This window comes from Kitasatospora sp. NPDC023118 (assembly GCF_055560875.1).
The window spans coordinates 21,906-44,468 of the sequence record NZ_JBVHHW010000025.1 but is presented as its reverse complement, the minus strand read 5'-3'; the positions used below and the strand labels follow the sequence as shown (position 1 = coordinate 44,468).

27 protein-coding genes are annotated in these 22,563 nt (G+C 71.2%); 14 read left to right on the top strand and 13 right to left on the bottom strand.

Annotation, left to right across the window (positions count from 1 at the left end):
• The first annotated feature begins 80 nt into the window (after positions 1-80).
• The 3 genes from ACZ3UD_RS28015 (at position 81) to cutA (ending at position 1,994) form a co-directional block, all read left to right on the top strand.
• On the top strand, positions 81-845 hold the full coding sequence (locus ACZ3UD_RS28015; RefSeq protein ID WP_465593411.1) for a maleylpyruvate isomerase family mycothiol-dependent enzyme: 765 nt from the start codon (positions 81-83) through the stop codon (positions 843-845).
• A 48-nt stretch (positions 846-893) separates the two neighbouring features.
• Positions 894-1,547 carry an MBL fold metallo-hydrolase gene (locus ACZ3UD_RS28010; RefSeq protein ID WP_465593408.1) on the top strand — a complete coding sequence of 218 codons (654 nt, stop codon included), beginning with the start codon at positions 894-896 and terminating at the stop codon, positions 1,545-1,547.
• Between the two features lie 120 nt (positions 1,548-1,667).
• Positions 1,668-1,994, top strand: a complete 327-nt coding sequence (gene cutA / locus ACZ3UD_RS28005) for a divalent-cation tolerance protein CutA (protein WP_465593405.1) — start codon at positions 1,668-1,670, stop codon at positions 1,992-1,994.
• A 4-nt stretch (positions 1,995-1,998) separates the two neighbouring features.
• Here cutA and ACZ3UD_RS28000 read toward each other — a convergent pair whose 3' ends face one another.
• The gene (locus tag ACZ3UD_RS28000) at positions 1,999-3,240 is read right to left on the bottom strand and encodes a helix-turn-helix transcriptional regulator (RefSeq protein WP_465593402.1); all 1,242 of its coding nucleotides are present in this window, start codon (positions 3,238-3,240) and stop codon (positions 1,999-2,001) included.
• A gap of 259 nt (positions 3,241-3,499) precedes the next feature.
• Here ACZ3UD_RS28000 and ACZ3UD_RS27995 point away from each other — a divergent pair, with 259 nt between their 5' ends.
• The 7 genes from ACZ3UD_RS27995 to ACZ3UD_RS27965 all read left to right on the top strand — a co-directional run bounded on the left by ACZ3UD_RS27995 (position 3,500) and on the right by ACZ3UD_RS27965 (position 7,327).
• Complete coding sequence (locus ACZ3UD_RS27995) at positions 3,500-3,739, top strand: hypothetical protein (RefSeq protein ID WP_465593399.1); 240 nt, start codon at positions 3,500-3,502, stop codon at positions 3,737-3,739.
• Between the two features lie 106 nt (positions 3,740-3,845).
• Positions 3,846-4,040, top strand: coding sequence for a hypothetical protein (locus tag ACZ3UD_RS27990; RefSeq protein WP_465593396.1), 195 nt, complete (start codon positions 3,846-3,848; stop codon positions 4,038-4,040).
• Positions 4,041-4,088: 48 nt separating this feature from the next.
• Positions 4,089-4,673, top strand: a complete 585-nt coding sequence (locus tag ACZ3UD_RS27985) for a hypothetical protein (RefSeq protein ID WP_465593393.1) — start codon at positions 4,089-4,091, stop codon at positions 4,671-4,673.
• Complete coding sequence (locus ACZ3UD_RS27980; RefSeq protein ID WP_465593390.1) at positions 4,670-5,431, top strand: radical SAM protein; 762 nt, start codon at positions 4,670-4,672, stop codon at positions 5,429-5,431. The genes ACZ3UD_RS27985 and ACZ3UD_RS27980 overlap by 4 nt, the downstream gene beginning before the upstream one ends.
• Before the next feature lie 8 nt (positions 5,432-5,439).
• On the top strand, positions 5,440-5,862 hold the full coding sequence (locus ACZ3UD_RS27975; protein WP_465593387.1) for an SPASM domain-containing protein: 423 nt from the start codon (positions 5,440-5,442) through the stop codon (positions 5,860-5,862).
• On the top strand, positions 5,859-6,128 hold the full coding sequence (locus tag ACZ3UD_RS27970) for a phosphopantetheine-binding protein (RefSeq protein WP_465593384.1): 270 nt from the start codon (positions 5,859-5,861) through the stop codon (positions 6,126-6,128). The genes ACZ3UD_RS27975 and ACZ3UD_RS27970 overlap by 4 nt, the downstream gene beginning before the upstream one ends.
• 2 nt (positions 6,129-6,130) lie before the next feature.
• A complete protein-coding gene (locus ACZ3UD_RS27965) occupies positions 6,131-7,327 on the top strand; it encodes an enoyl-[acyl-carrier-protein] reductase FabV (RefSeq protein ID WP_465593615.1) in 1,197 nt (398 codons plus the stop codon).
• A 313-nt stretch (positions 7,328-7,640) separates the two neighbouring features.
• Here the strand turns inward: ACZ3UD_RS27965 and ACZ3UD_RS27960 are convergent, their stop codons facing one another.
• From ACZ3UD_RS27960 to zapE, 6 genes are all read right to left on the bottom strand, one after another.
• Positions 7,641-8,621: a TerC family protein gene (locus ACZ3UD_RS27960; RefSeq protein WP_465593381.1), complete on the bottom strand. Its 981-nt coding sequence runs from the start codon at positions 8,619-8,621 to the stop codon at positions 7,641-7,643.
• Between the two features lie 189 nt (positions 8,622-8,810).
• The gene (locus ACZ3UD_RS27955) at positions 8,811-9,389 is read right to left on the bottom strand and encodes a TerD family protein (RefSeq protein WP_465593378.1); all 579 of its coding nucleotides are present in this window, start codon (positions 9,387-9,389) and stop codon (positions 8,811-8,813) included.
• Between the two features lie 233 nt (positions 9,390-9,622).
• On the bottom strand, positions 9,623-11,716 hold the full coding sequence (uvrB, locus tag ACZ3UD_RS27950) for an excinuclease ABC subunit UvrB (RefSeq protein WP_465593375.1): 2,094 nt from the start codon (positions 11,714-11,716) through the stop codon (positions 9,623-9,625).
• A gap of 44 nt (positions 11,717-11,760) precedes the next feature.
• Positions 11,761-12,069: a helix-turn-helix domain-containing protein gene (locus tag ACZ3UD_RS27945; protein ID WP_465593372.1), complete on the bottom strand. Its 309-nt coding sequence runs from the start codon at positions 12,067-12,069 to the stop codon at positions 11,761-11,763.
• Positions 12,066-12,443 carry a type II toxin-antitoxin system RelE/ParE family toxin gene (locus tag ACZ3UD_RS27940; RefSeq protein ID WP_465593370.1) on the bottom strand — a complete coding sequence of 126 codons (378 nt, stop codon included), beginning with the start codon at positions 12,441-12,443 and terminating at the stop codon, positions 12,066-12,068. The genes ACZ3UD_RS27945 and ACZ3UD_RS27940 overlap by 4 nt, the downstream gene beginning before the upstream one ends.
• A 57-nt stretch (positions 12,444-12,500) precedes the next feature.
• Entirely contained in the window at positions 12,501-13,586 is a 1,086-nt protein-coding gene (gene zapE, locus ACZ3UD_RS27935) for a cell division protein ZapE (protein WP_465593368.1), read from the bottom strand.
• 85 nt (positions 13,587-13,671) lie between these two features.
• On the opposite strand from zapE, the gene ACZ3UD_RS27930 reads away from it, so the two are divergent.
• The 4 genes from ACZ3UD_RS27930 to msrB all read left to right on the top strand — a co-directional run bounded on the left by ACZ3UD_RS27930 (position 13,672) and on the right by msrB (position 16,921).
• Positions 13,672-14,463, top strand: a complete 792-nt coding sequence (locus tag ACZ3UD_RS27930) for a pyrimidine reductase family protein (RefSeq protein WP_465593366.1) — start codon at positions 13,672-13,674, stop codon at positions 14,461-14,463.
• A 51-nt stretch (positions 14,464-14,514) separates the two neighbouring features.
• Positions 14,515-14,976: an indole-3-glycerol phosphate synthase gene (locus ACZ3UD_RS27925; protein ID WP_465593364.1), complete on the top strand. Its 462-nt coding sequence runs from the start codon at positions 14,515-14,517 to the stop codon at positions 14,974-14,976.
• Positions 14,977-15,105: 129 nt separating this feature from the next.
• On the top strand, positions 15,106-16,494 hold the full coding sequence (gene murC / locus ACZ3UD_RS27920) for a UDP-N-acetylmuramate--L-alanine ligase (RefSeq protein WP_465593612.1): 1,389 nt from the start codon (positions 15,106-15,108) through the stop codon (positions 16,492-16,494).
• 22 nt (positions 16,495-16,516) lie between these two features.
• A complete protein-coding gene (gene msrB, locus ACZ3UD_RS27915; RefSeq protein WP_465593361.1) occupies positions 16,517-16,921 on the top strand; it encodes a peptide-methionine (R)-S-oxide reductase MsrB in 405 nt (134 codons plus the stop codon).
• A 42-nt stretch (positions 16,922-16,963) separates the two neighbouring features.
• On the opposite strand, the gene ACZ3UD_RS27910 is transcribed toward msrB, so the two are convergent.
• The 6 genes from ACZ3UD_RS27910 to ACZ3UD_RS27885 all read right to left on the bottom strand — a co-directional run bounded on the left by ACZ3UD_RS27910 (position 16,964) and on the right by ACZ3UD_RS27885 (position 22,488).
• Positions 16,964-18,157, bottom strand: a complete 1,194-nt coding sequence (locus ACZ3UD_RS27910; protein ID WP_465593358.1) for a cytochrome P450 — start codon at positions 18,155-18,157, stop codon at positions 16,964-16,966.
• Complete coding sequence (locus ACZ3UD_RS27905) at positions 18,154-18,804, bottom strand: GTP-binding protein (RefSeq protein WP_465593355.1); 651 nt, start codon at positions 18,802-18,804, stop codon at positions 18,154-18,156. Before ACZ3UD_RS27905 ends, ACZ3UD_RS27910 begins: the two co-directional genes overlap by 4 nt.
• On the bottom strand, positions 18,782-19,144 hold the full coding sequence (locus ACZ3UD_RS27900; RefSeq protein ID WP_465593352.1) for a DUF742 domain-containing protein: 363 nt from the start codon (positions 19,142-19,144) through the stop codon (positions 18,782-18,784). The genes ACZ3UD_RS27905 and ACZ3UD_RS27900 overlap by 23 nt, the downstream gene beginning before the upstream one ends.
• Positions 19,145-19,323: 179 nt before the next feature.
• Complete coding sequence (locus tag ACZ3UD_RS27895) at positions 19,324-19,755, bottom strand: roadblock/LC7 domain-containing protein (protein WP_465593349.1); 432 nt, start codon at positions 19,753-19,755, stop codon at positions 19,324-19,326.
• Positions 19,752-21,431: an ATP-binding protein gene (locus ACZ3UD_RS27890; RefSeq protein WP_465593346.1), complete on the bottom strand. Its 1,680-nt coding sequence runs from the start codon at positions 21,429-21,431 to the stop codon at positions 19,752-19,754. Before ACZ3UD_RS27890 ends, ACZ3UD_RS27895 begins: the two co-directional genes overlap by 4 nt.
• Before the next feature lie 46 nt (positions 21,432-21,477).
• A complete protein-coding gene (locus ACZ3UD_RS27885) occupies positions 21,478-22,488 on the bottom strand; it encodes an MBL fold metallo-hydrolase (protein ID WP_465593343.1) in 1,011 nt (336 codons plus the stop codon).
• Positions 22,489-22,563: the final 75 nt, after the last annotated feature.

Genomic DNA, 22,563 nt, shown 5'->3' with positions numbered 1-22,563 from the left:
TGATTCGGCGATAGCGTCGTCTGGTCAACGAGCGAAGCCCGCTCCGGGCAACGCGCCGTCTCGCACAGAAGGCAGATTCGATGTCCGACTCGCACTCCGCCGCCGCTCTAGCCACCGAGCGACTGCACCTGGTCGAGGCAAGCACCCGGCGGATGCTGGAGACCGTCTCCGCGCTGAAGCCGGAGGCCGTCGCCGAGCCCTCCGCGCTCCCCGGCTGGACCCGCGGCCACGTGCTGGCCCACATCGCCCGCAACGCCGATTCCCTGGTCAACCTGCTGACCGGCGCCCGCACCGGCACCGACATCCCGCAGTACGCCAGCGAGCAGGCCCGCGACCAGGGCATCGAGGACGGCGCCGGCCGCCCGCTGGACGCCCAGCTCGCCGACCTGCGCGACTCGCACGAGCGCTTCGCCGCGGCCGCCGCGCTGATGACCGACGAGAACTGGGCGGCCGAGGTGCGCCACCGCTCCGGCGCCGTCTTCCCGGCCGGCGAGCTCGTCTGGAAGCGCCTCGCCGAGGTCGAGTACCACCTGGTCGACCTGGACGCCGGTTACACCCCCGCCGAGTGGCCGGAGGAGTTCGCGGTCACCGAGTTCCACAAGCTCTGCGTCAAGCTGCACAACACCGAGCTGCCCCGCGTCGAGCTGATCGCCGAGGACACCAAGGACGGTGGCCTGATCGGCACGGCCTCGGGCGAGCGGACGCTGGCCGTCGAAGGCCCGGTCCGCGCCCTGACCGCCTGGCTCTCCGGCCGCTCCGACGGCGCCGACCTCAAGGCCCGCTTTGAGTGTGTCGAGTTCGAGGACAGCCGTACCGCACTCCCCCAGCTTCCCCCGCTGGGCTGACGGCGCGACGATGATCCTGACCCCTTTAGCCGGACTAGGAGCGGACTGATGACGTACCACGGAGCGGTCAAGGTCGGCGGACCGCCGGACGTGCGGGAGCTGGCCCACCTGATCATCACCAAGGTGGCCGTCGGCCCGTACGACAACAACGCCTACCTGCTGCGTTGCCGGGCCACCGACGAGCAGCTGCTGATCGACGCGGCCGCCGACGCCCCGGTGCTGCTGGAGACCGTCGGCGACGACCTCGAAACGGTGGTCACTACCCACCGGCACCACGACCACTGGGGCGCGCTCGCCGAGGTGGTCGCCACCACCGGCGCCCGCACCGCCGCCGGGGAGCACGACGCCGAGGGCATCGACGTGCCCACCGAGCTGCTGCTCGCCGACGGCGACAAGCTGCGGGTCGGCGACGTCGAACTCACCGTCCGGCACCTGGTCGGGCACACCCCCGGCGCGATCGTCCTGATCTACGACGACCCCCAGGGCCACCCGCACGTCTTCACCGGCGACTGCCTCTTCCCGGGCGGCGTCGGCAACACCTGGGGCGACCCGGCGGCCTTCAAGACGCTCTTCCGGGACGTCAACGAGAAGATCTTCGACGTGCTGCCGGACGAGGCCTGGGTCTACCCCGGCCACGGCAACGACACCACCCTCGGCGCCGAGCGCCCGCACCTTGAGGAGTGGCGCGAGCGCGGCTGGTAGCGGATTCCGGGCCGGTCGGCTCCCGCTTGAGCCGACCGGCCCGGAAGCCACCATCGGCCACCACTCCGCCCGAAACTGGAAGGGGCGTTCAAGGGGAGTCGTGCCGGGTAGCGTTCTGCCATGACGAACCGTGACTTCATCGTGGTCACCACCACTCATGACGACGAGACGAAGGCCCGCAACCTCGCGGCGGCGGTGGTGCGTGACCGACTGGCCGCATGTGCGCAGGTCTACCGCATCCAGTCCGTGTACTGGTGGGACGGCGAGGTCCAGGATGCCGCCGAGTGGCGGGTCGACTTCAAGACGCGTGCCGACCTCTCGGACCGCTTGGCCGCCCGCATCACAGAGTTGCACGACTACGACACCCCGGAGGTCGTAGGCGTTCCGGTAAGCACTGGCTCGAATGCGTACCTGGACTGGGTGAACGCGGAGACGAGCGCGGAGTAACCGGCTACGCCAAGGCAGCCCGGATCTCTGCCCGGAGGTCACGGGCCGCTGTTGTCTCCGGGAGTCGATCGGCGAGTGCGGACAGTCGGACGTGGCCCATCATGGTCTCGCTCGCTACCGTCGCGGCGAGGGCCCGCCGACCGATCTCCACGGCCTGGTCGACGGCGCCAGCGGTCAGGTATCCGGCCGCAACGTCGCCGAGCACCGCGACGCGAACCTTTCGGTCGTCCTCGCCCAGGTCGGACAACGTCTGATCAGCTGCGGCCCCGAGACCCTGATGCCGGAGACGGGCGTACGTAGAGACCTGCATCGAGCCGAGCCTGGCGCGCCCGAAGAAGGACATCCAGGCAGGGGCGGTCGCAGGGTCGGCATAGTCGAAGGCAGTTTGGGCGCGGTCGAGCGCACACACCGCAGACTCCCTGTCACTGGCAGCTGCGGCTTCCTCGGCCTCCCGCGCGGCGAGCCATGCCCGGGCCGCCGCGTGGTCGCGGCCACGCACGTGTTCCTGCGCGGCAGCCAGCATCGGCCGCGACTGATTGGGTGCAACGCCGTACGAGGCGTACCCCAGCACCAGGGCATGCAGCGGGCCGTGCCCGGACCAGTCGGCGGCCATCCGGGCCGTGCGGTAGTACTCCTTCGCCCGCTCATAGTCGCCCAGGTCCCAGCAGGTCCAACCGGCCAGCGCAGCCGCCTCCCCCGCTGCGATGGTCAACGCTGTTCGGTACGTGCCCGCGTTTGGCAGGACAGCGGTGATCGTGTCCAGGTGTGCGGACAACCGAGTCGCGAGTAGCCGGGACGGGGTGTGCTCTTCGACGCCGAACATGCTCGCGGTGATGTCCTCCAGGTGCGTCACCGTTGCTTGATCGACGCCGCTGCCGTCCAGTGCAGCGGCCAGCCGTCCCCACGGCTCGATCGCCACTCCAGCCGCTATCGCGACCGCGTCACGAGTGAAGCCGCGCCTGTTCACGTCGTCCTCCGGTACATCGTTGATCAGCAGTGCAGTTGACGCCGGGTTGGATGGTGTAGCCACTGTGACCGTATCGAGGACGAGAAGTTCCGCAAGCCCCGCTGGCGAGACCCGTAGAAGCTTCGCAATCTTGGGCCGCTGGTATGGCAACGGGGTGGCTTTGCCGGTCTCCCACCGCACAACCGTGGATGTGGCGACGCCGATCGCAATGGCGAACCGTTCCTGACTGTAACCGAGCGCCGCACGGCGCTCCGCCAGTTGATCACGCCTGGACGTCATCCGGCCCCCGGTTTGTGGATGGCGTTTCCCCTGGTCACATGCCGGAGTGCACAGGAGACGCCCGAGGAACGCTTCAACTCTGCTCTGGGAAAAGGTAGCTGACAGTTGCTTACTGGTCACGCTGAACTGCAGGAAACAGCCGGTCGCCCGGGCCTGGGACCTGCGGAGCGGCCGCCAGCGGCGGTCTTGCCTTGCATCCCCAGACGATGCGGGGCCGCCGCGCCAACTCCCTTACGCGACCGATCTGGAGCGCTTCCCCATGACCACCGTCGGCCGACCCCCGCATCCCTGGAGCCTCAACGGCGCCGCCGAACTCGCGAACCTCGACCCCGGCGGCGGGCGCCGACCGCCGCGTCAGGTCTCGCAGGAGAACGCCGCCGCCACCCGAACCCGGATGCTGCTCGACGACCACCGCAGCAACGGCGACCGATGCGTCCGCTGCGGCACCGCGTGGCCCTGCACCATCACGGCCGACGCGCTGTACAGGACCGCGTCGTGACGCCCTGCGCAGTCGACCTGGACCGAGCCCGACGCCGGCCCCTGGTCCTGTGGCAGATTTGGCAGATCAGCGAAGAGCACCGCCGTCTGCGCCTGCGGGGGCTGCGATGAGCCTCTCCCCCGACTTCGTCCCACCGGCCGCGCGCCGCCGCGGCCTTCACCTTCGCACCTACCAGGTGGACTCCGACGGCCGCCGGTACGACGTCTCGCCGGTCGTTGAGGTCCAGCCCGACGAAGGGGCGCCGGTACCGTCGCTCGACTTCTGGCCCGACCGCGTCTGCCCTCGGCACCGCGACGACTGACCCTGGCAACTACACGGACGTGGAACGCAACGAGGAGAGGAGAAGGACATGACGCAGAGCCTGTTCCCACCGGCTCCGGTGGAACAGTGGGTGCGCCGCCCGTACTACGAGCGCTGCGAGCGCTACGCGGTGGCGGCTGACCGGCTGATGACGGGTGGCCTGTCCGACCGTCACGCGCTGGTGGACATCGGCGCCGGGCACACCGAGTTAGACGTGTGCCTGCGGACCGTGCATGGCTGGCGCGGCCGGTATGTGCCGGTGGACCGGTGGACCGGCCACGTGGACCTGGAGACGTGGGTTCCTCCGGTGTGCTGGGAGTGGGTGGCCGCGCTGGAGGTCCTAGAGCACCTGCACAACCCGTTCCGGCTACTGCTGGACCTGATGGCGAGCGCCACTTTGGGGGTTGTGGTGACGACTCCCAACCCGGAGATGGTCGACGTGCTGGCCATGGACCCCACACACGTCACCCCGATCAGCCGCGAGCAGTTGGCGAAGGCCGGCTTGTACACGTCGCTGCACAATCTGTACGGCTCCGAGGACGACGGAATCTGCGGCGTCTGGTACCGGGAGGGCCTGCACGTGGTGGAACGCCAGATCACGGTCGAGTCCTACGAGGGCAGGGGGCGGCTGTGATCAAGGAAGGCGCATACACCTTCATCGCCGACCGCGGCCCGGTGACGCCGTTCCTGGGCAAGTACGCACCCAAGCGCGCCGACGTCTTCGAGGTGATCGAGCGGCGGTTCGCGGCGGCCGGGCTGGAAGGTGTGCGGTTTCGGCCGTTGCGTGTCGAGGTGGAGATCACCACGAAGTGCAACGACTCATGCCCGTCGTGCGGGATGGGCGCGCTGCCGCTCGTCTCCGGCATCACCCTCACCCCCGAGCAGCGGGCCCACCTGGTGGACGAGTTCGACTCAGTCGGTCTGCCGACCGTCGCCATCACCGGCGGCGAGCCGTTCGTCGCCACCCACGCCCTCTTCCCGTTCATCAGCGCGCTGCACGAGCGCCGGATCGACATCAGCAAGCTGACCAGCAACGGCGTGTGGGGAGCCGGCGAGCGCCGCATGACTCGCACCTTCGCGCGGCTGGAGGCGGCCGGCTTCTTCGACGGCCGCCTGGTGGTGCCACTGATCATGCTCAGCGTCGGCGAGCAGACGATGCCGCTGGAGTGGGTCGCCCGGATCCTGCACCACGCCGTCACCCAGTACAGCGACCGCGAGCTGAACGTCGCCGTCTCCTCCCTCGCAGACCCCGCCAGCCGTGACCACCGCATCTACGACCTGGTCGACACCTACGAAAAGCTGTACGGGGCCTTCCCCCATGACCGAGTGCACTCGACAACGAACGGCTGCCGAAGCAGAAGAAGGTGCAACGGCCAGGACACACCACCGTGAAGCGGTGGATGGACGCATGCTTCGACTGCTTCGCCCCGACGATGGGCACCTACATCCTGCCCAGCTCGCTGCTCAAGCAGGACGGCCGCTTCTACGCCTGCGCCAGCTTCGACGTCCCCGAGTCCCTCGGCTTCGGGAACGTCTTCACCGAGCCGCTGCGCGCGATCATCGAGCGCGCCAACGACTCCGAGTACCTGCGGACGATCGCCGACGGCGGCGGCCTCAAGGGCCTGCACGGCAAGGTGTCGGCCGAGTTCACCCAGAGCACCACCTGCGGCGGGTTCTGCGACTCCTGCGGCCTGCTGTCCGACCGCTGGCGCACCGAACGTGGCCTGCCGCCGGTTGTCCCGCTGCCGACCATCCCCACCCAGGACCTGCTCCGGCGCCTCCCGGCAGCCGGGGTAGCCGACGAAGGACACCCACCGCAATGACGACCCCTACAACCACAGCGCACATCCTCCGTCACGCTCTGGCACAGGCGGCGGTCACCGGCGCCGATACGATCCCGAACGACGCACACCTGCAGCACGATCTCGGGATCGACAGCCTCGCCCTCCACGAGCTCGTTGTCACCCTGGAGACGCGCCTGAACACGGTCATCCCGGACGAGGAAGTCGGCCGCCTGCACACCATCGGCGACCTCAACGACCTGCTCGCCCGGCACGGCCACCCCACCGGAGAGGGCACCACCGCGTGAGCATGCAGCAGATCACCCCCAAGCAGCGGGGCTACCTGATCGTCAACTCCCACCCCGACGGCAACCAAGCCACCGTGCACCGGCTGTGGCAGTCCATCACCCCCGCCACCCCCACCGGGCGGGCCCCGGTTGCCCTGGTGCTGGGCTCCAGCGCCGGGTACGGTCTGGCGATCCTGCTGGCCGGGCTTCGCCGCCACGGCATCCGCGGCGTCGGCGTCGCCTACGAGACGCCGGCCAGTGAGCGGCGCACCGCCACCGCCGGCTGGTACCGCACCGCCGAGGCCGCCGCCCTGGTCGAGGAGACCGGAGGCGATTTCACCTTCGTCAACGCCGACGCCTACGCGGACGCCACGCGCGCCGAGATCCTCGAACTACTCGCCGACCGGTACGGCCCCGTCGACTACCTCATCTACTCCCTCGCCTCGCCGCGGCGTACCGACCCGGCCACCGGTGAGGTTCACCACTCGGTGATCAAGCCGATCGGCCACCCCTACACCTCGCCCTCCCTCGTCTTCGAGGACGGCGTCCCGCACATCAGCAGCGTCGACCTCACCCCGGCCGACGAGGCCGAGCATGCCGCGACCGTCAAGGTCATGGGCGGTGAGGACTGGCAGCTGTGGGTACAGGCCCTGGCCGACAGCAACCTCCTGGGCCCTGACTTCACCACCGTCGCGCTGTCCTACGTCGGCTCCGAGATCACCGCGCCGGTCTACCGGCAGGGCACCATCGGTGCCGCCAAGGAGCACTTGGAGGCCACCGCCGCCCGGTTGCGGAGCGGGGTACTGGCCGGCCGGGGCCGGGCATTCACCGTCGTCGCCGGCGCCGCCGTCACCCAGGCCTCCACCGCCATCCCCTCCATCGCCCTCTACACCTCGCTGCTGCGCAAAGCCCTCGGCGAGGACGGCTGGCGCACCACCGCCGACCAGGCCGTGGACCTGTGGGAACAGCTGACCGACGCGAAGACGCTCGCCCTGGACGAGCAGGGTCGCATCCGCCTGGACAGCTGGGAACTCGACCCCGCCGTACAGGACCGGGTGCGGGAGCTGTGGACGGACCCTGAGACGGCGCTCGACGCCGACCCGGCCGCGCCGGCCTGGTTCTACAACCAGTTCCGGCAGCTGTACGGCTGGGACGTGCCCGGCGTCGACTACACCGCTGAGGTCGAGACGGCGGTTCCCTGGCCCGCCCAGCAGCGATAGCCCGCACGTCGGCCAGCGTCGGACCCGCTCGACGGAGCGGCGGCCCGCCGTGCGATGTCCGCGCGGCGGGCCGGGTCGGTCAGCAGCGGGCCGATCGCGGCTTGGAAGGCGTCCGGGGACGACGCGGCCGAGTTCCGCGAGAGCGGCTGGTGAAGGAGCCCGGGTGGGTCGGCTCTGACCGGAGCCGACCCACCCGAAAGTAGGCTGCGTTTGTGCTCGGCTCGCGCTGGGGTAGCCGAGTTCGGCCGTCGCCCACAGAACTGAGCCCCGCTACCGGATCGATCCGGCGGCGGGGCTCCGGGTCTTACACCGCTCAGGCGTCCAGCTTCTCGGGCTCGCGCTCGGCCTGCTCGGCCTTCTTCGAGGCCATCAGGCTGGTCACCGTCGTCACGGCCAGGACCACCACGATGAAACCGAGCGAGAACGGGATGCCGATCTCCGGGACGTGCGCGCCGGCCTCGTGGGCGGCGTGCAGGACCAGCTTCACGCCGATGAAGCCGAGGATCACCGAGAGGCCGTAGCTCAGGTGGACCAGCTTCTTCAGCAGGCCGCCGATCAGGAAGTACAGCTGGCGCAGGCCCATGAGTGCGAAAGCGTTGGCGGTGAAGACGATGTACGGGTCCTGGGTGAGGCCGAAGATGGCCGGGATCGAGTCCAGGGCGAACAGCACGTCCGTAGTGCCGATCGCCAGCATGACGATCAGCATCGGGGTGATCAGCCGGCGGCCGTTCTCCCGGATAAAGAGCTTGGTGCCGCGGTAGTCATCAGTGGCGGGGAAGCGCCGGGTGATCGACTTCAGCAGGCGGTTCTCCTCGAACTCCTCGTCCTCCTCGTCGGCCCGGGCCTCCTTGATCAGCTTCCAGGCCGTCCAGATCAGGAACGCGCCGAAGATGAAGAACACCCAGGAGAACTGCGCCACCAGCGCCGCGCCGCCCGCGATGAAGGCCGCCCGGAGCACCAGGGCGATGATCACACCGAACATCAGCACGCGCTGCTGGTAGATCCTGGGCACCGCGAACTTGCCCATGATCAGGATGAACACGAAGAGGTTGTCGACACTGAGCGACTTCTCGGTGATGTACCCGGCGAAGAACTCGCCCGCCGGCTGCCCGCCGGAGTGCCACCAGAGGAACCCGCCGAAGAGCACCGCCAGCACGACCCAGACGGCCGTCCAGATCCCGGCCTCCTTGATCGAGACCTCGTGCGGCTTGCGCCCCCCGATGAAGAAGTCGGCCACCACCAGTGCGATCAGCACACCGATCGTGGTGACCCACATGGTTACGGAAACGTCCACTACTGCTCCTCCGGCAGCTAGGCGAGACAGGTCGTCACTGCCGGAGGTCTCTTCCGCCCGTCGGGCCAGCGCCCCGGGGTGCCACGACGGGCACCCGTGATGACGGGGTCGGCTGTCGAGGAATACTCCCCTCCGCTGTCATCAAGAGTAACAGGGGAGGCAAAGAAAGGTAAAGAAGGTAAAGAACCGTCAGAGGAACGGCTCGATGGCCGGCAGCAGGTCCTGGAAGGTCCGTCCCTTGGCCGGGGCGCCGATCGCCTGCATCTCCCAGCCGCCGTTGCCGTCCCGGACCACCTTCGCCATGATCTGCCCGGTGTGCGGCCCGCCGCCCGCCAGCTCGTACCGGGCCAGCTCCACCCCGGTGGTCTCGTCCACAAGCCGGCAGTGCGCCCGGCTCACCTCGGCAAAGGTCTGCCCGGTGTACGAGCTGACCGTGAACACCACCTGGGTGATGTGCGCCGGCACGTGCAGCAGGTCGACCAGGATCGCCTCGTCGTCCTCGGCGCCGGAGCCGCCCTCCAGGTTGTCCCCGGTGTGCCGCACCGAGCCGTCGGTGGACTCCAGGTGCTGGAAGAACACCACGTCGGACGGGGTCTTCTCGGCGTACAGCAACGCCGAGGCGTCCAGGTCGATCTTCCTGGTCCGGCTGCCGAACAGGCCCCGTTTGGGGGCGGCCTGCCAGCCGAGCCCCATCCGGACCACGGTCAGGGTGCCGCCCGCCCCCTTCTGGAGGCTGACCCGCTGCCCCTTGGCAAGGTTCACCGACACGACGTTGTCCTCTCTGCCGGCCGCGCGGTCACACCCGCACGGCTCCACGATGGAACACCCCGTCGCCGTCCCCCGGCTGAGGCCCCCTCTGCTGGCGGCCCGCAACCCCGTCCCGAGGGCACGATGCCGCAGGCCAGCCTAGGGCCTGCGGCACCCGCGACTCCTCCGGGTTAACCGGTTTGTGGCAAGGCTGAGACACCACCGGCCTTGACCGGTGTCATCCGGGGGCCCAATCAGGCCACACCCGCCTCGCGCATCTGCCGCAGCTCCTTCTTCAGCTCCTTCACCTCGTCGCGCAGCCGCGCCGCGACCTCGAACTGGAGATCGGCGGCGGCCGTGTGCATCCGGTCGGTCATCTCCTGGATCAGGTCCGCCAGCTCGGCGGCCGGCAGCGACTTGGCGGGCTTGCGCTCCGAGCCCAGCACCGGCACCGGGGCCTTGCCGCCCTTCGTGGACCCCCGGTAGCCGCTGGAGAGCAGCTCGTCGGTGTCCACGTCCTCGCGGGCGAGGGTGTCCAGGATGTCGCCGATCTTCTTCCGCAGCGGCTGCGGGTCGATCCCGTGCTCCTTGTTGTAGGCCTGCTGCACGGCACGGCGGCGGTTGGTCTCCTCGATCGCCTTCTCCATCGAGGGGGTGATCCGGTCCGCGTACATGTGCACCTGGCCGGAGACGTTGCGGGCGGCGCGACCGATGGTCTGGATGAGGGACGTGCCGGAGCGCAGGAAGCCCTCCTTGTCCGCGTCCAGGATCGCCACCAGCGACACCTCGGGCAGGTCCAGGCCCTCGCGCAGCAGGTTGATGCCGACCAGCACGTCGAACCGGCCCGCGCGCAGCTCGCGCAGCAGCTCGACCCGGCGCAGGGTGTCCACGTCGCTGTGCAGGTACCGGACCCGGATGTCCAGGCCGAGCATGTAGTCGGTAAGGTCCTCGGCCATCTTCTTGGTCAGCGTGGTGACCAGGACGCGCTCGTCCCGCTCCACCCGCTTGCGCACCTCGTGCACCAGGTCGTCGATCTGGCCCTCGGTCGGCTTGACGATCACCTCGGGGTCGATCAGGCCGGTCGGGCGGATGATCTGCTCGACCTGGCCGTCGCCACGGGACAGCTCGTACGGGCCGGGCGTCGCCGACAGGTAGACCGTCTGACCGATCCGCCCCAGGAACTCCTCCCACTTCAGCGGGCGGTTGTCCATCGCGGACGGCAGCCGGAAGCCGTGCTCGACCAGGGTGCGCTTGCGCGAGGCGTCGCCCTCGTACATCGCGCCGATCTGCGGGACGGTGACGTGCGACTCGTCGATGACCAGGAGGAAGTCCTCCGGGAAGTAGTCCAGCAGGGTGTTCGGCGGGGAGCCGGGCTCGCGGCCGTCGAAGTGCATCGAGTAGTTCTCGACGCCCGAGCAGGTGCCGATCTGGCGCAGCATCTCGATGTCGTAGGTGGTGCGCATCCGCAGCCGCTGGGCCTCCAGCAGCTTGCCCTGCTTCTCCAGCTTGGCGAGCGTCTGCTCCAGCTCCTGCTCGATGCCGGTGATCGCCCGCTCCATGCGCTCGGGGCCGGCCACGTAGTGCGAGGCGGGGAAGACGTAGATCTGCTCGTCCTGGCTGATGATCTCGCCGGTGAGCGGGTGCAGGGTGTAGAGCGCCTCGATCTCGTCGCCGAACATCTCGATCCGGACGGCGAGCTCCTCGTAGACCGGGAAGATCTCGATGGTGTCGCCGCGGACCCGGAAGGTGCCCCGGGTGAACGCCACGTCGTTGCGCGCGTACTGGATGTCCACGAAGCGGCGCAGCAGCACGTCGCGGTCGATCTCCTGGCCGACCTTGAGCGGGACCATCCGGTCCACGTACTCCTGCGGGGTGCCGAGGCCGTAGATGCAGGAGACCGAGGCGACCACGATCACGTCGCGGCGGGTGAGCAGCGAGTTGGTCGCCGAGTGCCGCAGCCGCTCGACCTCCTCGTTGATCGAGGAGTCCTTCTCGATGTAGGTGTCCGTCTGCGGGACGTACGCCTCGGGCTGGTAGTAGTCGTAGTACGAGACGAAGTACTCGACCGCGTTGTTCGGCAGCAGCTCGCGGAACTCGTTCGCCAGCTGCGCGGCCAGCGTCTTGTTCGGCGCCATCACCAGGGTGGGGCGCTGCAGCTTCTCGATCATCCAGGCCGTGGTGGCCGACTTGCCGGTACCGGTGGCACCGAGCAGCACGACGTCCTTCTCCCCTCCCCTGATCCGCCGCTCCAGCTCGGCGATCGCCGCCGGCTGGTCACCGTTCGGCTGGAAGGGACTGACGACCTCGAAGGGCGCCACGGACCGCTCAATACTCGTGATGGGACGCACGCCTCCACCGTACGACCCACGACTGACAACCGGTGCCGCTTCCCTCAGGCCGCGTGCGCCTCGAACCTCATGGCGGGCTCCCGGGTGGGGTCGATACGGACCGTCGAGTCGAAGGCGGCAGCCAGCCGCTCGATCAGCGGCAGCGTCGGATCGACTCCGCTCTCCTCGATGCTCTCGACCGTCTCCTCGCTCAGCCCGGCCCGCTCCGCAAGCTCGGCGGGCGTCCAGCCGAGGGCGGAGCGGCGCGTGTACACGGCCTCGGCCAGCGCCATCCGCCGCCCGGCCGCCCGGTACTCCTCGGTCTCCCGGTGCTCCGGCGGTACGACCCAACGGGTGTGGTAGCCGCTGTTCATCGCTGCTCCTCCCGGTCGTAGACCTCGTGGTCGGCGGCGGGCAGGTGTTCCGCCTCGCAGACCTTCTGGGCCCGGTGTGCCCGCTCGACCTGATCGGTCTCGCGGTTCCTAGTCATGCGGAAGACCGTCAGCAGCACAGCCCTCCAGCCGGGTGCGAGCCAGTACGTGATCCGCATCGGCCCGACCCGCAGTTCCCGCAGCCCGCCGCCGAGGTGGCTGGAGAACGGGAATGACAGGAGTTCGCCGTCCTCGGCCAGTCGGTCTGCCGCGCGCTCGACCGCACGGTACTCGGGGAGCCGGCATTGCTGCGGCCACTCGCGTACCTCGGGTTCGATCTCGATCGAGTAGCCCGTTCCGCGCCCGCCACCGGCCATACGTCCCCCTCGTGCTCCGCAAGGGAGCAACGCCTGACCGGGGCGGAGGTTACTGGCTCAGCTCTTCGCGCTGTCGCGGGCGAGGGCGACCAGGCGGGATATCGCGCGCAGGTACTTCTTGCGGTAGCCGCCGCGCAGCATGTCCTCGGGGAAGACCTGGTCGAAGGGCAGGCCGGAGGCGGTGATGGGCAGCTCGCGGTCGTACATCCGGTCGGCGAGGACGACCAGGCGCAGCGCGGTGGACTGGTCGTCGACCTGGCGGACGCCGCGCAGGCAGACCGCGGTGACGTCGTCCAGCAGCGCGCCGTAGCGGCTGGGGTGGACGGCGGAGAGGTGGGCGAGCAGGGCGTCGAAGTCGTCCAGGGAGGCGCCCGGGGTACGGGCTGCGACGGCGTCGACGGTGTCGTCGGGGTACGGCGGCGGGGCATCGGGCAGGCCGCGGTGGCGGTAGTCCTGGCCGTCGATCCGCATCGGGCGGAAGTGCGCGGACAGGCCCTGGATCTCGCGCAGGAAGTCGGCGGCTGCGAAGCGACCTTCGCCGAGCTTCTCCGGCAGGGTGTTCGAGGTGGCGCACAGCTTGACGCCGTTCTCGACCAGACGGCCGAGCAGGGTGGAGACCAGCACGGTGTCGCCCGGGTCGTCCAGCTCGAACTCGTCGATGCAGAGCAGCGTGTGCCCGGAGAGGGTCTGGACGGCCTGCTGGAAGCCGAGCGCGCCGACCAGGTTGGTCAGCTCGACGAAGGTGCCGAAGGCCTTGGGGCCGGGGGCGGCGTGCCAGAGCGAGGCGAGCAGGTGGGTCTTGCCGACGCCGTAGCCGCCGTCGAGGTAGACCCCGGCGGGGCCGGTGGGGGCGGGGGCGGAGCGGCGGAACCAGCTGCGCTTGGGTGCGGAACCGTTTCCTCGTCCGAGGGTGCCGGCGAACTGCTCGAGGACCTGGACCGCCTCGTACTGGCTGGGCTGGGTCTGGTCCGGGATGTACGTCCCGAAGCTCACGTCGGCGAACCGGGGCGGCGGGACCATCTCCGCGACCAGCCGCTCGGCGGGCACGACGGGGCGGCGGTCGGTGAGCGCGATCGGGTTGCCGGCCGGGCTCGCGGCGGCTATCGGGTCGGTCGCGGTGGCGGGGCGGGAGGCTGCGGGCACGGTAGTAGAGGGTACGCCTGGTCCCGACCGCCCCCGAAACGCCTCCGGACCTCCTCCGGAGGGGCTCCGGTGGAACACTGAGGGCATGCAACAGTTGATCAGCCCGCTGGGTGCTCCGGTCGCCGATCCGTCCGATCTGGAATCGCTCGCCGCCGTCTACGCGTACCCCGACCAGGTGAATCAGGGGCGCCCGTGGCTGCGCGCCAACATGGTGGCCGGACTCGACGGCGGGGCGAGGCTCGACGGTCTGTCCGAGGGCCTGTCCGGCGACGCGGACAAGCGGATCTTCGGTGTGCTGCGCGCCCTGTCGGACGTGGTGCTGGTGGGCGCCGAGACGGTCCGTGCGGAGGGCTACCGGCCGGCCCGGGCCCGTCGGGAGTTCGCGGCGGCGCGGGCGGCGGCGGGGCAGGCCCCGGCCCCGGCGATCGCGATCGTGAGCCGCTCGCTGGACCTCGACCTGAGTGCACCGCTGTTCGCGGAACCGCTGGTCAGGACGGTCGTGATCACCGTCGAGGACGCCCCCGAGGAGCGCCGTCGGGCGGTCGCCGAGGTGGCCGACCTGGTGCTCGCCGGGCGGGGTTCGGTGGACCTGCGGGCGGGTGTGGCAGCCCTGGTGGAGCGGGGCTGGACCCGGCTGCTGAGCGAGGGCGGCCCGCGGCTGCTGGGACAGCTCGCGGCGGCGGACCTGCTGGACGAGCTGTGCCTGTCGCTGGCCCCGTTGATCACGGGCGGCGACGCGCCGCGCATCATCCACGATGCGGAAATGCCTGACGTGCAACGGATGCGGCTGGTCTCATTGATCGAGCAGAAAGGATTCCTCTTCACCCGCTACCTGCGTCACCTGGGTTCGGATGACCCCGTGACCCCCCGATCGTGATCCCGTTATGCGATGCCGGGGCCTGGGGGCCGGCCACTGGAAGGGACTCACGTGTTCAAGACGGTACTGATGATCGAAAAGGCTCTCTCGGACGCGGACGTGGAGCTCGTCACGACGCTCCACAGCGACGAGAAGGTGTCCTTCATCGTCCTGATGCAGCCGCGCGGCAAGCAGGACGAACTGCTGCGGGCGCTCGACGACGTCGCCCTCGGCCACCTGGACAAGGTGGTGCACGAGCACGACGAATCCGAGAGCGGCCCGACCCTGGCCAGCGAATCGCTTGAGCACAGCCTGCGCCACCTGCGCCGGGCCGGGGCCGAGGCGGTCGGCGAACTGGTCGAGGACAAGCCGCTGGAGCGGCTGCGCGCGGTGGTCGAGGAACAGCACGCCGACGAAGTGGTGGTGCTCACCTCACCGCACTTCGTGGAGGAGTTCTTCCATCGCGACTGGGCCTCCCAGGCCCGGCACAAGGTGGGGGTCCCGGTGCTGAGGCTGTTCGCCAGCGACTCCTAGCTCCGCGCGCCCGTGGTGCAGAATCGTCCTTGCGGTCCGCCCGCGAGGACGATTCGCACATCGCCGGACCCGCCTGCCCAATAGCCCCCGCCCGTACGGAGCCACGCCTTGAACGACGCCGCGCACGACCTGCACGCCCCGCACTTCATCGGCATCGGCGGCGCCGGGATGTCCGGCCTGGCGAAGATCCTCGCAGTGCGCGGTGCCAGCGTCTCCGGCAGCGACTCCAAGGAGTCCGAGACCGTCCTCGCGCTGCGCGCCCTCGGCGCGACGGTGCACGTCGGCCACGCCGCCGAGCACGTGCCGGACGGCACCAGCAGCGTGGTCGTCTCCAGCGCGATCCGCGCCGACAACCCGGAGCTGGCCGCCGCCCACGAGCGCGGCATCCCGGTGGTGCACCGCTCCGACGCGCTGGCCGCGCTGATGGGCGGCCGCCGGGCGCTGGCGGTGGCCGGCACCCACGGCAAGACCACCACCACCAGCATGCTCGCCGTCGCCCTCGGCGAGCTGGGCCTGGACCCGTCCTACGCGATCGGCGGCGACCTCGACGCCCCCGGCTCCAACGCGCACCACGGCACCGGCGAGATCTTCGTCGCCGAGGCCGACGAGAGCGACCGCAGCTTCCACAAGTACGCGCCCGAGGTGGCGATCGTGCTCAACGTGGAGCTGGACCACCACGCCAACTACGCCTCGATCGAGGAGATCTACGAGTCCTTCGAGACCTTCGTCGGCCGGATCACCCCCGGCGGCACCCTGGTGGTCTCCGCCGACCACGACGGCGCCCGCGAGCTGACCGCCCGGGTGGCCGCCCGCGAGGGGCTGAACGTGGTGACCGTCGGCTCCGCCGAGGACGCCGACGTGCGCGTCCTCTCGGTGGTCGCCCGCGGCATGACCAGCGAGGTCACCGTGCTGCTGGACGGCGCCGAGCTGGCCTTCACCGTCTCGGTGCCCGGCCGGCACTACGCCCACAACGCGGTCGCCGCGCTGGCCGCCGGTGCCGCGCTGGGCGTCCCGGCCGCCGACCTGGCCAAGGCGATCGGCGCCTACACCGGCGTGCGCCGCCGCCTGCAGCTCAAGGGCGAGGAGTCCGGCGTCCAGGTGATCGACTCCTACGCCCACCACCCGACCGAGATGACCGCCGACCTGGAGGCGATCCGCGAGGGCCTGGACGGCGAGGGCCGCGTCCTGGTGGTCTTCCAGCCACACCTGTTCAGCCGCACCCAGCAGCTCTCCGAGGAGATGGGCCAGGCCCTCGCGCTGGCCGACGCCTCGGTGGTGCTGGACATCTACCCGGCCCGCGAGGACCCGATCCCGGGCGTGACCAGCGAGCTGATCATCGACGCCGCCCGCCGGGCCGGCGCCGACGTCACCGCCGAGCACGACTTCGCCGCCGCCCCCGCCCTGCTGGCCGGGCTGGCCCGCCCGGGCGACCTGCTGCTGACCATGGGCGCGGGCGACGTCACCAACCTCGGGCCAGAAATTCTCAAGCACCTCGCGAACGTTGCCTCCAACGTCTGACGTACGCCGAGCGGGAGTCGTGATGAGCTACGAGATCCAGAAGTCCGAGGCCGAGTGGCGCGCCCAGCTCAGCCCCGAGGAGTACCACGTCCTCCGCGAGGCGGGCACCGAGCGCCCGTTCGTCGGCAAGTACACCGACACCAAGACGGTCGGCGTCTACAGCTGCCGGGCCTGCGGGGCGGAGCTGTTCAGCTCCGAGACCAAGTTCGACAGCCACTGCGGCTGGCCCTCGTACTACGCGCCGCTGGCCGAGGACCGGGTCGAGTACATCGAGGACAACTCGCTCGGCATGCGCCGGGTCGAGGTGCGCTGTGCCCGCTGCGGCGGGCACCTGGGGCACGTCTTCGAGGGCGAGGGCTACGGGACGCCGACTGACCAGCGATTCTGCATCAACAGCATCTCGCTGACGCTGCGGCCGACGGAGTAGGACGGACGACGGAAGGCCCGGACGATCGTCCGGGCCTTCCGGCTACCCGGCCAGCGGGGCGAAACGGACCGGCAGGTGCACCAGGGCGCGGTGGAACGGGCCCGGGCGCCAGAGCAACTCCCCCGCCGGGGTGGCCAGTTCGAGGTCGCTGAGCCGACTGGTCAGCTGCTCGATCGCGGTGATCGCGATCAGCAGGGCCGGGTCGCGGGCCGGGCAGGCGTGCGGGCCGGCCGCCCAGGCCAGGTGGGCGCTCTCGCCGCTGCGCAGTTCGGTGCCGTCGGTGGGCGGCGCGGCCCGGGAGTTGGCGGCCGCGTACGAGACCAGCACCAGCGAGCCGGCCCTGATCTCCCGGCCGTGGAAGGTGATGTCGTAGCGCGGGTAGTGGGCGGAGAGGTTGGCCATCGGCGGCTCGTGCCAGAGCACCTCGTCGATCGCCTGGTGGGCGGTCATCGCGCCGCCGAACAGCGAGCCGGCGTAGCGGGCGTCGGTGAGCAGCCGCAGCAGGGCGTTGCCGATCAGGTTGGTGGTCGGCTCGTGCCCGGCGATCATGGTCAGGGTGATCTGGCGGATCACCTCGTCGTCGTCCAGCCCGACCGGGTGGGTGACGAACCAGGAGGCGAGGTCGTTGCGGGGGCGCTCGCGCCGCTCGGCGACCATCGCGGTGACCACCCCGACGAGCTCCTGGTACGCGGCGCCGGCCCGTTCGGTGGACTCGATCAGCCCGGTGATCGCGGCCACCACCCGGGCGTGCTGCTCCTCGGGCACGCCGAACCACGTGGTGAGCACGAAGGCGGGCAGCTGGCGGGCGTACTCGGCGATCAGGTCGGCGCGACCGACCGCCGCGAACCCGTCAATCAGCTGGTGGGCGGCCTCGGCGACCTGGCGCTGCAGTCGGTGCGGCTCGAACAGGGCGAGGCCGTCGGTGATCACCGCGCGGTAGCGGGCGTGGGTCCCGCCGTCGCTGAACAGGGCGGTGGGGCGGTAGCCGAGCACCGGCAGCAGCGGGGAGTCCGGCGGGACGGTCCGCTGCCAGGCGCGGGAGTCCTTGGAGAAGGTGTCGGTGTCGCGCAGCAGGTCCAGGGCGGCCTGGTAGTCGGTGACCAGCAGGGCGTCCACGCCGGGCGCGATCTCCACCGGGGCGACGGCGCCGTGGCGGCGCAGCCGCTCGTACACCAGCTGGGGGTCGGCGGCGAAGACCGGGCCGTAAATCGGGGTCGGGCGGATCTCGACGGTCACGGGCCCTCCTGGGCGGCGGTGGAGGCGGCGGGCAGGGTGTCGAGGACGTGCTCGGCCAGGGCGATCAGCGCGTCGAGGCTGCTCCCGCGCTCGCGGGCGTCACAGAGCAGCAGCGGGGTGGCGGCGTGCAGGTCCAGGTGGGTGCGCAGCACCTCGACCGGATGGTCCGGGGAGTCCGGGAAGCGGTTGACCGCCACGGCGTACGGCAGGCCCTGCTCCTCGACCATGTCCATGATCTCGAAGGAGTCGGCTAGCCGGCGGGTGTCGGCGAGCACCAGGGCGCCCAGCGCGCCGCGGGCGACGTCCTGCCAGAGCGGGAAGAAGCGGCGCTGGCCCGGGGTGCCGAACATGTAGAGCACCAGGTTGCCGGGCAGGGTGAGCCGGCCGAAGTCCACCGCGACGGTGGTGGTGGACTTCTCGGGCAGGCCCGCCAGGTCGTCCACCGGCCGCCCGGTCTCCGTCATCGCCTCCTCGGTGTGCAGGGTGGCGATCTCGGAGAGGGTGCGGATCAGCGTGGTCTTGCCGACCCCGAACGGGCCGGCGACCACCAGTTTCATCAGCGTCTGGTCCCGGTCGGGCAGGTAGCCCACCCGGCTCGACCGCCCCTCGGGGGAGCCGGCCCGGTCACCGGAGCGCACGGAGTCCAACGAGGAGCCTCTCGACGATGGAACGGTCGGTCTGCCGGGCACGCGGGATCGGCGCGCGGGCGTGCAGGCAGCCCGCCTCGACCAGATCGGCCGCGAGGAAGACCGTGGCGCTGACCGGCAGGCACAGGTGCGCGGCGGCCTCCACCACGGTCAGCGCGCCGGGGCGCAGCAGTTCCCAGAGCCGGCGGTGTTCGGGTTCGAGTCCGGTCGGCGGTTCGGCGCGGCCGGAGCGGTCGGCGAACAGCACGGTCAGCCGCTCGAAGCCCTCGGTGCCGGGGCGGCTGCGGCCGCCGGTGGCCAGGTAGGCGGGCACCATCCGCCTGCGGGGGACGGTGCTCATGCGCCCACCTCGCTGCGCTCGGCAGGGGCATTCGCCCACGCACACCTCTCGACGGTGACCTCGCTCCGCTCGCTCACGCACACCTCTCGACGGTGACCTCGCTCCGCTCGCTCACGCACCCACCTCGCTGCGCTCGGCAGGGGCATTCGCCCACGCACACCTGTCAATGACGAGCTCGCTCATGACCCTGCGGTGGGATCCTGCCGCCGGGACGGGCTGGCGAGCGCGCGGCCCAGGGCGGCGACCTGGAGCTGCATCTGATAGGCCACGTTGCCGAGTTGGGCGTCCGGGGCGGTGAACACGGCGAGCGAGGTGTTCTCCCCGGCCGGGACGACGACGGCGTAGCCGAGGTCGGACTCCACCACGGTCTGGGCCAGTCGGGGCCGCTCGGCGTCGGTGAAGGCGGTGGTGAAGGCGCGGGCGGCGGCGTGCACGGTGGCGGTCATCGCGGCGACCCGCTCGGCGGAGGCCCGGCCGAGGCCTTCGGAGGCGGCCTCGACGAGTCCGTCACCGGTGGCGACGACCGCGTGCAGCACCCCCGGCAGCTCCAGCAGCGGGTTCAGCACCCAGGAGATCTCGTCGGTGGCGGTCGGGCTGGGCGAGCTGCTCACTGCTCGGCTCCTTCTAAGGTCGGGCCGGTGGTGTGGTCACCGGTGGTGCCGGGTTCGTCCGGTACGGCGCTCTCGCGGGCGGCCCGCGCCACGGCGGCCCGGCCGGAGCCGGTGCCCTGCTGGAGCGCCTGCCAGTGGGCGGCGGCCCGCTCGGGGCTTCGGTGGTTCGGTTCGGCCTCGGGCCCGCCGTTCGCGTCGGTGGGCGCCCCGGTCAGCTCCCCGGCGGGCTGCTCGGCCGCCGGCGGACGGCGGCGGCGCCGGGTGGGCAGGCCGCTGCCGTCGCCGGACCGGACCGCGGCCGGGGCGGGGTCGGGCACCGCGTGGATGGTCGGCGCCGGGAGCGGGCCGGGCTGGTTGTGGCGGTCGGCGAGCACCGGCCCGTCCTGCTCGTCGGCGTCGCGCATCGGCGGCACGGCCAGGCTGGTGGGCGCCGGGGCCGGGCCGCCGCCGGCCCGCAGCGGCAGCGGGGTGAGCACCGACAGCGGCTGCTCCTCGTCCACCACCGTCACCAGCGCGGCCGGGATCCGCAGGATGGTCCGCATGCCACCGTACGGCGAGGGCTCGATGTGACAGGTGAAGCCGTACTGCCGGGCCAGCTTGCCGACCACCGCGAAGCCGGTCTTGGGCGGGTTGCCGAGCTCGGTGAGCAGCACGTCCGGCGGGCCGGCCAGCAGCCGGCGGGCCCGGCGCAGCTGGTCCTCGTCCATGCCGATGCCGCTGTCGTCGATGATCACCAGCGCGCCGCGACCGCCCTGCTGGACGGTGACCGGGACGTCGGTCTCCGGGTGGGAGTAGGCGGTGGCGTTGGCGAGCAGTTCGGCGATCGCGATGGCGATCGGCTCGGCGGCCCGGGCGACCACCGCGAGCCGCTGCTCCCGCAGGTGGTTGGCGACCTTGATCCGGGCGTAGCCGGGCACCCGGGAGAGCGCGCCGACCACCACCTCGGTGAGCGGGGAGTCGGTGCGGGCCAGGCCCGGCCAGGCCTCGCAGAGCACGGCGACGGTCTGGATCCGGCGCAGCGCGACCTCGTTGCGGAAGTCGACCTCCAGCAGCCGGGGGTCGTCGTTGTCGTGCTGGAGCTGCTGGACCAGGCTCTGGATCTGGTAGAGCAGGGTCTGGATCCGGGAGGTGGCGCCGCGCATGGCGGCCCGGGCGGCGGCGTCGACCCGTTCGCGCTCGTCGGCGAGGGAGGCGGTGGCGGCGTCCAGGACGGACTGCAGGGCCCGGACGGCCTCGGCTCCGACGGCCTCCGGGTCGAGCGGGCCGACCAGCGGGGCGTTGGCGTGCGTCAGGCGTACGGCAGTGGCGGCGACCCGCTCCTGGGCGAGGTGGCCGATCTCGGCGAGCAGGGCGGCGCCCCGCTGCTCGGCCTCCCGCATGGCCTCCTGCGCCTCCCGGGCCTGCCGCTCGGCGGCCCGGTGGCGCTCGTCCGCGGCCCGGTGGCGCTCCCCGGCCCGGCGGGCCTCCTCGGCGGAGTGCCGCACGGCCTCCTGGGAGTCGTGCAACTCCTGTTCGGCGCGGGCGAGTCGGGCCTCGGCGGCCCGGGCGCGCTCCTCGCCGTGGTCGCGGGCGGTCTCGGCGGCCGTCGCCCGGGCGACGGCGCGGGCCCGGCCGCGGGAGAGCACGACCGTGGCCGCGGCGGCGACCAGCGCCAGGGCGATCAGCGCGATCTGCATCGAAGTCCTCGGGTGTCCTGGCCGGCTGGTGCCGGGGCCGCGGGGGTCAGTTCCGGCCGGAGCGCGGGCGCGGGACGCGGGCGGTCTCTTCGGCCAGTTCGCGGGCCACCAGGGCGACCTGGCCCATCGACTCCAGGATGCCGGGCTTGGCGGAGCCGTCCAGGTGCCGGTACTCGGCCGCGACGGTGAGCACCAGCCGCTCGGGCAGGCCGAGTTCGGGGTGGCGCTGCTCGGCGATCACCCGCCGGGCGGCGTCCAGTGCGGGTATCCCGGCGCCGTGCAGGGCGTGGGCGCGCTCGCGGACGTAGTCGAGGTAGCCGATGTGCCGGCGGACGCCGTCGCGGTCGAGCACCGGGCCGTGGCCGGGGACGAAGATCTCGGCGCCGGTGGCGAGGGCCTGCTCGCAGGCGCCGATGATGTTCGCCAACGGGCCGGCCCAGTGCGAGGGGTGGTCGCCGGGCTGCTCGGGGGTCGAGGAGAAGACCACGTCGCCGGTGAACACCGCGCGCTGGTGCGGGAGGTGGACCATCAGATCCCCACCCGTGTGGGCGGCGGGCAGGCTGGTGATCTGGACCGGGTAGCGGCCGACCTTGAGCTCCAGCTCGCCGGTGAAGACGGTGTCCGGGTGCACCGCCTCGGTCTCGGACCAGTCGAAGCGACCGAAGTGCTCCCGCAGGTAGCCGCCGAGCGGGGAGTCCGGGTCGCTGTTGGCGATCAGCGCGTGCTGCTGCTGCGGGGAGGGCTCCCAGTGGATGTGGTCCAGCGCCTCGCGGGTGGCGATCACCTCGGCGTCCGGGAGCACCCCGGCGCCCCACAGGTGGTCGCCGTTGGCGTGGGTGACGACCACCCGGTCGATCTCCACCCCGGTCGGCAGCAGGCGCCGGCTCGCGGTGAGGAACTCCCCGGCCAGCGAGGGGTCGTACGGGGTGTCGATCCAGAGCGCGGTGGTCTCCGAGACCAGCAGGCCGCAGTTGGCCAGGCCCCAGCCCCGCTTCGGGGGGAGCCACACGTACAGGTCCTCGGCAATCGCGCTCACGTTCGCACGGTTGATCGTCATGCGCGCGATTATGCCCATCTTGCGCCAGGAGTGGGGTAAAACCTTCACGGACGGCCGGAGTTCATGCCCCAGTCC